Genomic DNA, 12,286 nt, shown 5'->3' with positions numbered 1-12,286 from the left:
AAAGACCGCAAGATCCCACATCCCAACAGGAAACAATTTTGGCTATTTATTCATTGTTTTCAATATTTTTTTACATTACTACCGTTCACTTTAAATGAAAAAAATGTTTTTATCACCGAAAAATGGGTGAAAAGTTTCATGCGGGATGCCGAAAGATTCCAGTTTATTTACTGGGATATTTTTGCGGGATGCCGCAATAATTTCCACTAAACATTATTTACAGAAAAATAAAAATTTTCAAAGCAGACCTTTCTGTTTATTCTCCTTTATTGTTGAAAATCATTTACAATCTTTACATGACATCTATTTACCGCGCAAAAACCGAAAAACAAGCAAAAAAAAGACACTCTTGCGAAGAGCGCCTTACAACGATTCCTTTATGACATTTTTGTCGATATCAATCAATTCCATATAGCCCTTCCCCCACTCATACATGGCATCAAGAATAGGCATGAGGCTTTCTCCTTGCGGGGTCAAGGAATATTCAACCTTCGGCGGGACAACCGGATACACTTCTCTGTGAACAATCATGTCCTGCTCAAGCTCTCTCAGCTGATTCACGAGGATTTTCTGCGTAATATCAGGAATCAAAGTTTTTAATTCATTGAACCGTTTTGTGCCTTCTTTTCCTAAATGCCACAAAATGAGCATTTTCCATTTCCCGCCGATCACTGCAAGCGTTAACTCCTTCTCACAATTAAACCTTTTGTCGTCCATCCGGCTCAAAAGAAATCCCCCCTTAGTATACTTTTTATATGTTAGATACGTATCATCACTTACTTACTTTTTTGCAGACTCCTTTTTATTATACTCACTCATAAAACCAAGCGAAAGAAATCTGATTGCCTCTCCTCACAGTATCCTCCAAGTAACTAGTTGACTTCAAAGTGCCTACTTCTCATCAAAAGAGGGAACCTATAGAATGAAAAATAATTCGAAAAAGGGAGTGGATTAACTTTGGAATTACAGCTTGCATTAGACCTCGTAAACATCCCGGAAGCCATTGAACTCGTCAAAGAAGTGGAACAATACATCGACGTGGTTGAGATCGGAACACCGGTTGTCATTAATGAAGGCCTCAGAGCCGTTAAAGAAATAAAAGAAACATTTCCGCAATTGAAGGTTCTAGCAGACCTGAAAATTATGGATGCCGGCGGATACGAAATCATGAAAGCGTCGGAAGCAGGCGCTGACATCATCACCGTTTTAGGCGCTACAGACGATGCAACAATTAAAGGCGCAGTAGAAGAAGCCAAAAAACAGAAGAAGAAAATCTTAGTGGACATGATTAACGTGAAAGATATTGAATCCCGTACGAAAGAAATTGACGCACTCGGTGTTGATTACATCTGCGTCCACACTGGATATGATCTTCAGGCAGAGGGTAAAAACTCTTTCGAAGAATTAACGACAATCAAAAATGCCGTAAAAAACGCAAAAACCGCAATTGCGGGCGGCATCAAACTTGATACACTGCCAGAAGTGATCAAACAAAAGCCTGACCTTATTATTGTTGGGGGCGGCATTACAAGCGCAACAGATAAAGCGGAAACTGCTTCAAAAATGAAACAGCTTATTGCCCAAGGATAACGTTATGAAAACGACTGAATACGTAACGGAAATTCTCAATGAGTTACACCGTTCAGCGGCTTACATTTCTGATGAAGAAGCTGATCAGCTTGCCGATCACATTCTTTCATCCAATCAAATTTTCACTGCGGGTGCGGGGCGTTCTGGCCTGATGGCAAAATCCTTCGCGATGAGATTGATGCACATGGGCTTCAACGCTCATGTTGTCGGTGAGATTCTCACTCCGCCGCTCCGCGAAGGAGATCTCGTCATTATCGGTTCTGGATCAGGCGAGACAAAGAGCCTGATCCATACAGCAGCAAAAGCAAAAAGCTTAGACGGGGTTGTTGCCGCGTTAACCATCAATCCTGAATCAAGCATCGGAAAACAAGCCGATCTCATCGTCAAAATGCCGGGTTCTCCTAAGGACCAGTCAAACGGAAGCTATAAAACCATACAGCCAATGGGTTCTCTATTTGAGCAAACGTTGCTGCTGTTCTATGATGCAGTAATTTTAAAACTCATGGAGAAACAAGGGCTCGATTCTAAAACCATGTTCACCCACCACGCAAATCTTGAATAGTTTCACACAACCGGCCTGGAGATCAGGCCGGTTTTATTATTTCTAAAATAAAACTTTAAACTCAAAAACCCGATAAGTAATATGACCTACAAATTATAAAAAGGAGGAATTATTGTGATAAAACAACTAAAGCTTAAGCTAGGAACAAAAATTCTCTGCCTGGTTTTCGTGATTGTTCTTTTGTTTTCGATATCAGTAGGCACTGTGATGCTTAAGGAAATTACAGACAGCATGAAACAAATGGCGACTGAAAAAGCGAAAGGCGATCTGGCTTTAAGCAGTGCTTATATTGATGATGTCATTTCAGGGGACTGGCAGGTAAAAAACAATAAGCTTTATAAAGGCCAAACACAAATCAATGGAAATGAAGATATCGTTGATCTGCTTGGCGAAAAAACAGGTGATACCGTTACCATTTTCCAAGGAGATACTCGTGTAGCAACCAATGTCATGAAGAATGGCGAAAGAGCTGTTGGCACTCAGGCTTCTTCTGAAGTTACTAACACTGTTTTAAAAAACGGAAAACCATTCAACGGGCAAGCAGACGTGGCGGGCTCTTCTTATCAGACGGCATACATGCCTTTAAAAGATCAAAACGGGAACATCATCGGCATGCTGTATACCGGAGCCAATCAAAGCATTTTAGCATCACTTACGCAATCACTTTTCACTCAATTCGCTATCGTTCTTGTTATCGTCATTATTGCATCAGTCATCCTTGTCCTGCTTTTCACCAGAAGAATCAATAAGCGGCTGAACGCTTTAAAATACGCCTTTGAGAGTGCCGGAAACGGAGATATGACAATAGAGGTGTCAGATAAATCTGGTGACGAGCTATCAGAACTCAGCGTTTATTACAATAAGATGAGAATGAAACTGAACGATACCATCCAGACCGTACAGCAATCAGCCCTTCAGCTTGCGTCAGCCTCTCAGCAGCTCTCAGCCGGAGCGGAAGAAACAAATCAAGCTTCAGAAAAAATTACAGAAGCTGTACAGCAGATTGCAAATGGAGCCCAGCATCAGATCACCCGAATTGAAAACAGTGAAAGCTCATTAAAACAAGCTTCAGCAGACATCCGGGATATTTCTTCAAATACGGCTGCTATTGCTGACAAAGGACAGCTTGCGCAATCAAAAGCCGACATTGGACAAAAGGAAATTTCAAATGTACAGGCACAAATGAATGCGATTCACGATTCGATCCAGAAAAGCGGAGAAATCATACACCAGTTGGACGGCCGCTCTAAACAAATTGAGCAAATTTTATCCGTCATCACCCAAATTGCCGATCAAACAAACCTGCTCGCACTGAATGCAGCGATTGAAGCTGCCAGAGCCGGTGAACATGGCAAGGGCTTTGCTGTTGTTGCCGATGAAGTACGTAAATTAGCGGAAGAGTCCCAACAGTCTGCGGGGCAGATTTCAAAACTGATCACAGAAATCCAAAATGATATGAACCAATCTGCAAGATCTGTTGAGCATGTGAAGACAGAGGCTGCAGAAGGTGTGGCCATGATCCAGCGCACAAAAGATGCATTTAAGGAAATTGCAGCCGCAACAGGTGAAATCAGCACTGAGATCAGTGATCTATCAGCATCTGTATCAAATATTTCAGCCAGTGCACATAACATAAACGACTCCTTTGCAGCCAATACGGCTGATATTAAAGATTCTACAGAAAATACCCGGCAGGCTGCAGCTTTAACAGAAGAGCAATTTGCTGCAATGGAAGAGATTACTGCAGCTTCTGAAACGCTATCTCAACTAGCTGAGGAGCTTACCGGTATCATAAGCCAATTTAAAATGATTGATCAACCCGAAAACGGCCGATGACTTGCTATCATTATTGTAAATTGGCAAAGGTATTTTACTGAAAACAAATATTTCGACCTGCTAAAATTACGATTTCGGCAATAAACTGAGTGTAAAACTAAAAATTCCAACCTTTACACCAAACGCTTTCTGAATTACTCTTGGGTCAGTTTAAAGTTGCTAAAAGCGGGAGGTGAACATCACGATGGATATCATCAAAACGATACTTCTCGTCATCGTCGTCATAGCAGCTGCAGCTGTCGGCCTGATAAAGGGAGACTTTTTCTCAGCTGATCAAAAAACGTCTCAAACTGAAGAATATGACGAAACAATCGCCCTCCCTTCTGACCGTTATCCCGAAACGGCCAAACATATTAAGGATGCGATAAATGAGGGACACTCAGATGTGTGCACCATCGACAGAGACGGAGCTGAAGAACGCCGCGAGCAATCATTAAAAGACGTACCGCCAAAAACGGGGTATGACAGAGATGAATGGCCAATGGCCATGTGCAAAGAAGGCGGAGAGGGAGCTTCAGTAGAATATATTTCTCCCGCTGACAACCGCGGTGCAGGCTCTTGGGTCGGGCATCAGCTTACCGATTATCCAGACGGCACAAAGGTTTTATTCACGATTCAGTAAACAGTTAAAAGAGGAGGAACAGCACATTGATCAAGTCTTGGAAGCCGCAAGAACTGTCGATTTCATATCATCAATTTACTGTATTTCAAAAGGATTCTGCACCTCCTGTTATGGATTGGACTGACGAAGCAATCGAAAAAGGATTCGCTGCGGGTGACGGAGCGGTTTCGTTTGAAGCACAGAGAAATACAAAGGCCTTTATTCTTTTGCGCCTGAACAGTTCAGAAACTGTAAACTCCTACGAAAAGAAAGTGACTGTTCCTTTTCATGTCACAGATAACGGAATTGAAATTGAAAGCATTATGTCTAAAAGACTGTCCTTTGATCTCCCTAAAGGAGACTATCAATTGACATGCTGGACTGTGCCGGCTGAGATGTCAGATTTTCATGCCGACACTTATATTATTGATGCTGTATCTGTGTAATGAAAAAGCCCTGAGAGAATACTCTCAGGGGCTCTTTATAAACTTTCTCCGTTCGTCTTGATCACATCCTGATACCAATAAAAGCTTTTTTTCTTTAAACGTTTTAAATCATGTGTATTTTCTTCATCGCGATTAACATAAACGAATCCGTATCTTTTTTGGTAGCCATTCAGCCAGCTTAACAGATCAGTAAATGACCAGCTGCAATAGCCGATTAAATCGACACCGTCGCTGATGGCTTGTCTGCATTGCTCAAGATGCGAACGCAAATAATCAATTCGATAATCATCCTGTACAGTGCCGTCCTCAACTTTATCAAACTCACCCAAACCGTTCTCTGTGATAAACACTGGAAGCTGATAGCGGCTTGTAATTCGGCGAAGACCGATACGCAATCCGATTGGATCAATTGTCCAATCCCAGTTGCTCGTTGTCAGGTGCGGATTTTTTTTCGTTTTAAACACTCCGGGTATCCCTGTTTCCTGATTGGTCCCCTTTTGGCCTGTCGTATTCATTTTCCCTTCCGACACACCATCAAGCGGATTTCGTTCATAGGTGATCGTCTGATAATAATTGACACCTACAAAATCTGGCTTCCCTTTTGCAAGCAGCTCCATATCTCCTGCTTTAATTGTCGGCGCCCAGCCTTGTTTTTCTAAATAGCGGAAAGGAATTTGCGGGTAGGTTCCCCAGCAATACATGTCCAGCCACCAATTATTCATAAATTCTTCAGCGTTTTCAAATGCCAGTATATCCTCTGGATGGCTGGATAAAGGGTAGGCTGGAGAATAAGCAAAGCTTGGACCAATTTTGCCTTCAGGCACATATTCCCTAAAAGAATCAATGGCTTTCGCATTAGCAAGGAACGCAATATGGTTTGCTTCGTAAAATCGTTTTCTGTCTTTCACTCCAGGCGGGTGCATGGCTGTAATAAAACCGTGATTAAAATTGTAGTTCTGTTCGTTTAACGTAACCCAATATTTCACTCTGTCTCCAAAACGTTTATAAAGAGTAATACAGTAGTTATTAAAATCCTCTATGATGTTTCTTGATTCAAAACCGCCATATTCGTCCATAAGCGCCTGAGGCAAATCCCAGTGATATAAAGTCAGAACCGGCTCGATGTTATGAGCAAGCAACTCGTCAATCAAGTTATCGTAAAACGCTAAGCCTGCTTCATTGATCTCTCCTTTTCCATTTGGAAAAATCCGCGGCCAGCTGACGGAAAATCGATACGCTTTTAAGCCCATCTCAGCCATCAAAGCGACATCTTCTTTATAACGGTGATAATGGTCAACCGCAATATCGCCATTGGTTCCTTTAAACGTTTTGCCCGGTATTTTCGTAAATACGTCCCATACAGAAGGGCCTTTGTTATCTTCGTTCCAAGCGCCTTCAATCTGGTACGCTGCCGAAGCCGAGCCCCACAAAAAATGTTTCGGAAAAGGTTCTGGATGCTGGTGGATCATAGTGTTTATCACTCCTGAGATATTTGATAAACCTATCATAGGTTATGAAACGCGTTTCATATCAACTCGATATTAATCGCGGAACAGCTCAGCCAATATTTTTTCTCTTTGTCCAAGAAAATATCGTGTTAATTGAACATGTTCTGTATTCTCATATTCTGTATGATGTATTCTTCCACCATCAAAGCTTAAAATATTAGCATTGGGATAGCCCAGCAAGATCGGGGAGTGAGTCGCAATAATCATTTGTACATTTCCACCCTTCACCAAATCATGTATTACCCTCAAAAAAGCCAGCTGCATAGCTGGAGAAAGTGCAGCTTCTGGCTCATCTAAAAGATAAATCGCTTTTTCTTTAAAACGATGACGGAAAAGAGACATAAAGGACTCCCCATGTGATTGCTTATGCAACGGCCTCCCTCCATAAGAACGGTATGGCTGCGGAGCATCTAATTCCATCTCATCCAGATGAAGAGAAAGATGATAAAACGATTCAGCTCTTAAAAAGAAGCCATTTGTTACCTTTGGAAGCCAAGATAAACGTATGTAATCACCTAAATGAGAGTCTGACTCCTGTAATTCATAGACATTATTTCGGCTTCCACCCGCTGTATTCAATTCACACTTATCTGCTATTGCTTCAAGCAAAGTAGACTTGCCAGATCCGTTTTCTCCTACAAAAAAAGTCACTTGGCTAGTAAATAAAATTTCATTTAATTGATTGATAGCCGGGATAGAAAAAGGAAATCTATCAAAGTCCGCAATCTTATCTCGAAGAAGAGTAACCTTTTTTAAAAACATAGCATCTCCTTTCTATCACTCAGTTACAAAATATTTTGAGAAAAATCTTTTGCATCCATAAAAATACGCCCCATCCTAGTATTCCAACACATAATGCTAACCAAAACGGCACATGGATTTTCAACAAAAACGCCAAGATAGCGAGTAAACAAACTGTAGCAGGGATTCCTGTTAGCACACCTGATGCAAATTGACTTAATTGAGCTGTTTTTTCTCCCTGTACTTGCATCCAAAAAAGGCTTAATAGACTGACCAAAGGTAAAGCGGCAATAATCCCCCCATAGGTCGGATGCCTTTTTGATATTTCAGTAACAAAACCGATAATCAACGCTGAGATGATCACTTTGCTTAAAACTGCCATTGTTTAGCTTCCTTACTTAAGAGTTCAAAGGCTTGTCCAAGTAATTCCTTTTCTGATGTGCTCATTCGGTCAATTATTTCTTTTAACTTCGCTTTATCAAGCTGTGTATGCTGCTCAAGAACAGACCTTCCTTCATGTGTTAAGAAAACTAAAACCTTTCGTTCATCTTGGTGACTTCGCCGTTTAGCTACAAATCCCTTTTGAATTAACCGTTTAGTATGCTCTGACGCTGTATTGTGAGAGACAGACAAGTATTCAGCCAAAGCACCTATTGTTGCTTCGCCTTGCTTTTCAATATGCTGCATGAGCCGTATTGCCTGGTGAGAAATATTATCTTTATGTTTGTAATGTAATAAATAGTAAATATCTGTCCACTGCTGATTTAGTCTTGCTATGAAATCCATTTCCATCATACACACCCCTTTATGTCTTATTATACGATATAAATAATATGAACGATATTATTTTCCGAAATTTATTTATTACAGCGATTTTTTCACAATAAAAAGCACCCAATTCCCATTGGATGCTTACCGTCTTAATGTCTTTTTTCAAACTTATGCGGGTGAGGATGAGGCTTTGGAACAAAGCCGTTTTGTTTCATCATTTCAAAGTGTTTGTCCATGTGATTTTTGATGTGTTCTCCTCTTTCTTTAGACAGGACACCGTATTGCACATACTTTGAGATCACGTCTTTGCGCTTTTTTAGTATGTCTGCTTCGAGCTGTTCAATTTCTTTTTTCTGCTGATCTGTCAGTGTGACATTTGCGGGGGGCTGCTGCTGTTTTTCAGCGGCTTCAGCTGTGCCGGTCAGAGAAATGACAGCCGCGGCTATGAACATTGTGATGATATTGATTTTTATTCGTTTCATCCAATTTATTCCTCCAATCCTATTTTTCATATGTTTTGCCGCATTGTATTTTTTATGCATACAAAATAAAAAGAGCGAATCATTATTCGCTCTTTCTGATTTATTCATCAGTATAAAGTTCTTCTTTCCCCGGTGCCGCGTAAGTGACATACGTTCCCGCGATTAAATCATGCAGTGTCCGTTTGTCTTCTCGTACGCCGATCAGAATCAGGCTGGCGATTAAGCCGAGTCCGAAGGTTAAAGTGTAAACCAGGCCGGCAACAATAACCCGCAAAAACATCGTTAACAGGCTGACCTGTGATCCGTCTTTTTTTACGATTCTGATACCGCAGATTCTTTTTCCGATAAGGTAGCCGTTCCAAAACGCCGGCAGCAACATAGAGTACAGCAGAACAATCAGACTGATGAACATGCTGTCGTTCGGGTCTTTTCCTGTAATCAGCCAATAGATCAGCAAAAGAGGCACCGAGACAATAATGTAATCCAGCAATGAAGCTCCTAGTCTAATCCAGAATCCAGCTGGTTTGTAAATATTCATTTGACTCCCCCATATGTCTTTTCAATATGATTTTGATGTTTCCAACTTCTTTCTTATCGAATATATCATATGCCTTAGGGGCATCAGCAAGACTTAATTTATGCGGAAGATCGATTTCATGCTTCTTATTGGCATGAGATGAATGGCGGGTCCCGGCCCATTGATGCGGGTATGGATAATGGAAGCCTGAATCTGGGATGAGCTCAACATGCTCTTTTCCTTGTTATGTCACTGCTTTCATCCTTAGACAACTCCTTTATGATCACTCCTTCCCTTCATAGCTGCTTTTACACGCCCTCTCGCTTTTGTATACACAATTCGAACTTTTTGAAAACGTCATCAACATATTGCAACCCCTTATGTTCAATGCTATCTTTTTAGTTGATTAACAGATTGGGGGAAACAAAGGTGAAATCATTCATGCAATCCAAAGCCGTTATTTTCAGTTTCACAATGGCTTTCTTTCTTATATTGGCAGCCTGTTCCGGCAAAAATGAAGCCGGTTCCAAGGATACAGGCTGGGAGCAGATCAAAGACAAAGGGAAAATCGTTGTCGCTACATCCGGCACGCTTTATCCTACTTCTTACCACGATACCGATTCTGGTTCCGATAAGCTGACAGGCTATGAGGTTGAAGTCGTTCGTGAAGCGGCAAAACGCCTGGGGCTGAAGGTTGAGTTCAAGGAGATGGGCATTGACGGGATGCTGACAGCGGTGAACAGCGGACAGGTTGACGCAGCCGCAAATGACATCGATGTAACGAAGGACCGCGAGAAGAAGTTCGCGTTTTCCACTCCATATAAATATTCATACGGCACAGCAATTGTCCGAAAAGACGATTTATCAGGGATTAAAACGCTAAAGGATTTAAAAGGGAAGAAAGCGGCTGGCGCAGCTACGACAGTCTACATGGATGTAGCGAGAAAATACGGCGCCAAAGAAGTGATTTATGATAATGCGACCAACGAGCAGTATTTAAAAGATGTCGCCAACGGACGCACTGATGTCATTTTAAACGACTATTACCTGCAGACACTTGCGCTCGCAGCATTCCCGGATCTCAACATTACGATCCATCCTGACATCAAATACATGCCGAACAAACAGGCGCTTGTCATGAAAAAAAGCAATGCAGCACTTCAGAAAAAGATGAACGAAACATTGAAAGAAATGAGCAAGGATGGCACTTTGACTAAGCTGTCGAAACAATTCTTCAATAAAGCAGATGTATCAAAAAAACTGGATGTCGACGTTCAGGACGTTGACTTGTAATCGGACGCCATGATCAATAGCATTCAGTGGGAATATATTTTCAACACAAAGCTGGCCATTGAATCGTTTCCTTATGTCATAAGAGGCATTGGGTATACGCTGCTCATCTCTTTTGTGAGCATGTTTGCGGGAACGGTAATCGGCCTTTTCATATCACTCGCCAGAATGTCTCAGCTTGCCTTGTTAAGATGGCCGGCGAAGCTCTATATTTCATTTATGCGTGGCGTTCCGATTTTGGTGATCTTGTTTATCCTTTATTTCGGATTTCCTTATATCGGCATTGAATTTTCCGCTGTCACAGCCGCTTTAATCGGCTTTAGCCTTAACAGCGCCGCCTACATTGCGGAAATTAACCGTTCAGCCATTTCATCCGTTGAAAAAGGACAGTGGGAAGCCGCATCCTCGCTCGGCCTTTCCTATTGGCAGACGATGAGGGGCATCATTTTGCCGCAGTCGATCCGTATTGCGCTGCCTCCGCTTGCCAATGTATTGCTCGACTTAATCAAAGCCTCCTCTCTCGCTGCGATGATTACAGTGCCGGAATTGCTCCAGCATGCGAAAATCATCGGAGGCAGAGAGTTTGATTACATGACCATGTATATTCTGACCGCTCTCATTTATTGGGCCATTTGCTCAATTGCCGCGGCTTTTCAGAATATCCTTGAGAAAAAATACGCTCATTATGTTTAAACAAACGTTTCATTAAAAAAAGCCGCTCCGCAGGAGACGGCTTTTTTTCTATTGACTCAGCTTCCACTTAAACGGATCCTCAAACAGCGACCAGTCGGAATCAAATTCATACTCAGTCAGCAGGCATTGATCAAGCTCTTTCGTGATTGCTTCTTCATCCAAGTCTGTCCCGATAAACACCAGCTGTGTCAGGCGGTCGCCGAATTCTGGATCCCAGTCCTCCAAAATTTCGGGTTCCTGCTGTTTGACTTGCTCCTGCTCAAGCTTAGGCAGCGCCGCCACCCAATATGATACGGGCTCAATCGTAACCGACGGCCCTGCTTGTGACATTAGCAAAGCGAGGTTGTTATGCGAGGCGCACCAGACGATTCCTTTGGCGCGAACCACGTTCTTTGGCATTTGATCCATCCAGTGATAAAACCGTGTAGAATGAAACGGCAAACGTCTCTTATACACAAATGAAGAAATGCCGTATTCTTCTGTTTCCGGGGTATGTTCCGCATGGCCTGCTGTCAGTTCTTGAACCCAGCCGGCCGAACCGCTCGCTTCCTCAAAGTTAAATAACCCTGTATGCAAAATCTCCTGCGGTTTTACATTTCCTTTGACAGAACGAATGAATTTGGCTCTTGGCTGCAGTATACGAAGAACTTTCTCAAGCTGTTTGAGCTCTTGTTCGCTGACCAAATCACATTTATTTAAGATCAGAACATCGCAAAACTCGACTTGGTCGATCAAGAGGTCGGCAATTTCTCTTTCATCCCCTTCCCCCAACGCTTCTTTGCGATCCAGCAGGCTATCGCCTGACTGATAATCATGCCAAAAACGGTTGGCATCGACCACTGTCACCATCGTATCCAGCTGACAGAACTTTGTAAGGTCGATTCCCATTTCTTCATCAATATAAGAAAAAGTCTGGGCCACCGGAATCGGCTCGCTGATTCCCGTTGATTCAATCACGATATAGTCAAACCGTCCGTCTTTTGCCAGCTTCTCAACTTCAATTAATAAGTCTTCGCGAAGCGTGCAGCAAATGCAGCCGTTTGACATTTCCACAAGCTTTTCATCTGTTCTGGAAAGGCCTCCTTCCTGCTTAACTAAGCCCGCGTCAATGTTCACCTCACTCATATCGTTAACGATGACTGCTATTTTTAGGCCTTCACGATTTTGCAGAATGCTGTTCAGCAATGTTGTTTTACCCGCGCCAAGATAACCGCTCAATACGGTAACCGGAATTTTTTTCATATAAATG

General features: G+C 42.2%; 15 protein-coding genes and 1 pseudogene. 7 read left to right on the top strand and 9 right to left on the bottom strand.

What is annotated here, in order from left to right; genetic code table 11:
* Window positions 1-363 precede the first annotated feature (363 nt).
* Window positions 364-726, bottom strand: a complete 363-nt coding sequence (hxlR, locus tag M0696_RS02005; RefSeq protein WP_019713283.1) for a transcriptional activator HxlR — start codon at window positions 724-726, stop codon at window positions 364-366.
* A 231-nt stretch (window positions 727-957) separates the two neighbouring features.
* Between hxlR and hxlA the strand changes: the two genes are divergently transcribed.
* The 5 genes from hxlA to M0696_RS01980 all read left to right on the top strand — a co-directional run bounded on the left by hxlA (window position 958) and on the right by M0696_RS01980 (window position 5,035).
* Entirely contained in the window at window positions 958-1,590 is a 633-nt protein-coding gene (gene hxlA / locus M0696_RS02000) for a 3-hexulose-6-phosphate synthase (protein WP_222143523.1), read from the top strand.
* A gap of 4 nt (window positions 1,591-1,594) precedes the next feature.
* Window positions 1,595-2,152, top strand: a complete 558-nt coding sequence (gene hxlB, locus M0696_RS01995) for a 6-phospho-3-hexuloisomerase (protein ID WP_166854324.1) — start codon at window positions 1,595-1,597, stop codon at window positions 2,150-2,152.
* Window positions 2,153-2,263: 111 nt separating this feature from the next.
* Window positions 2,264-3,988, top strand: coding sequence for a methyl-accepting chemotaxis protein TlpC (tlpC, locus tag M0696_RS01990; RefSeq protein ID WP_222143655.1), 1,725 nt, complete (start codon window positions 2,264-2,266; stop codon window positions 3,986-3,988).
* Window positions 3,989-4,160: 172 nt separating this feature from the next.
* Window positions 4,161-4,610: a DNA-entry nuclease gene (gene nucA, locus M0696_RS01985; protein ID WP_136975843.1), complete on the top strand. Its 450-nt coding sequence runs from the start codon at window positions 4,161-4,163 to the stop codon at window positions 4,608-4,610.
* Window positions 4,611-4,636: 26 nt separating this feature from the next.
* Window positions 4,637-5,035: a competence protein ComJ gene (locus tag M0696_RS01980; RefSeq protein ID WP_222143522.1), complete on the top strand. Its 399-nt coding sequence runs from the start codon at window positions 4,637-4,639 to the stop codon at window positions 5,033-5,035.
* A gap of 35 nt (window positions 5,036-5,070) precedes the next feature.
* On the opposite strand, the gene bglC is transcribed toward M0696_RS01980, so the two are convergent.
* The 7 genes and pseudogenes from bglC to M0696_RS01945 all read right to left on the bottom strand — a co-directional run.
* Window positions 5,071-6,504: a 6-phospho-beta-glucosidase gene (gene bglC / locus M0696_RS01975; RefSeq protein ID WP_166854326.1), complete on the bottom strand. Its 1,434-nt coding sequence runs from the start codon at window positions 6,502-6,504 to the stop codon at window positions 5,071-5,073.
* Between the two features lie 72 nt (window positions 6,505-6,576).
* Window positions 6,577-7,305 (bottom strand): AAA family ATPase, encoded by a 729-nt coding sequence (locus M0696_RS01970; RefSeq protein ID WP_248602426.1) that lies wholly within the window; start codon window positions 7,303-7,305, stop codon window positions 6,577-6,579.
* 19 nt (window positions 7,306-7,324) lie between these two features.
* Complete coding sequence (locus tag M0696_RS01965) at window positions 7,325-7,666, bottom strand: DUF3147 family protein (protein WP_166854328.1); 342 nt, start codon at window positions 7,664-7,666, stop codon at window positions 7,325-7,327.
* A complete protein-coding gene (locus tag M0696_RS01960; RefSeq protein ID WP_166854737.1) occupies window positions 7,654-8,076 on the bottom strand; it encodes a MarR family winged helix-turn-helix transcriptional regulator in 423 nt (140 codons plus the stop codon). Before M0696_RS01960 ends, M0696_RS01965 begins: the two co-directional genes overlap by 13 nt.
* A 128-nt stretch (window positions 8,077-8,204) precedes the next feature.
* Window positions 8,205-8,537, bottom strand: a complete 333-nt coding sequence (locus M0696_RS01955; protein WP_248602425.1) for a YckD family protein — start codon at window positions 8,535-8,537, stop codon at window positions 8,205-8,207.
* A 100-nt stretch (window positions 8,538-8,637) separates the two neighbouring features.
* Window positions 8,638-9,075 (bottom strand): RDD family protein, encoded by a 438-nt coding sequence (locus M0696_RS01950; protein ID WP_166854330.1) that lies wholly within the window; start codon window positions 9,073-9,075, stop codon window positions 8,638-8,640.
* Window positions 9,076-9,109: 34 nt separating this feature from the next.
* Window positions 9,110-9,201 (bottom strand): annotated as a pseudogene (locus M0696_RS01945) (hypothetical protein); the annotation flags it as partial.
* A 282-nt stretch (window positions 9,202-9,483) separates the two neighbouring features.
* Between M0696_RS01945 and M0696_RS01940 the strand changes: the two are divergent.
* Both M0696_RS01940 and M0696_RS01935 read left to right on the top strand, forming a co-directional pair.
* A complete protein-coding gene (locus M0696_RS01940) occupies window positions 9,484-10,347 on the top strand; it encodes a transporter substrate-binding domain-containing protein (protein ID WP_166854331.1) in 864 nt (287 codons plus the stop codon).
* 9 nt (window positions 10,348-10,356) lie between these two features.
* Window positions 10,357-11,037, top strand: a complete 681-nt coding sequence (locus M0696_RS01935; protein WP_019257432.1) for an amino acid ABC transporter permease — start codon at window positions 10,357-10,359, stop codon at window positions 11,035-11,037.
* 48 nt (window positions 11,038-11,085) lie between these two features.
* Here the strand turns inward: M0696_RS01935 and zinU are convergent, their stop codons facing one another.
* The gene (zinU, locus tag M0696_RS01930) at window positions 11,086-12,279 is read right to left on the bottom strand and encodes a zinc metallochaperone ZinU (RefSeq protein ID WP_222143521.1); all 1,194 of its coding nucleotides are present in this window, start codon (window positions 12,277-12,279) and stop codon (window positions 11,086-11,088) included.
* Window positions 12,280-12,286: the final 7 nt, after the last annotated feature.

It is taken from the genome of Bacillus rugosus (assembly GCF_023238245.1).
Classification (GTDB): Bacteria; Bacillota; Bacilli; order Bacillales; family Bacillaceae; genus Bacillus; species Bacillus rugosus.
The sequence above is the reverse complement of the archived record's forward strand: the minus strand, read 5'-3'. Positions and strand labels throughout refer to the sequence as shown.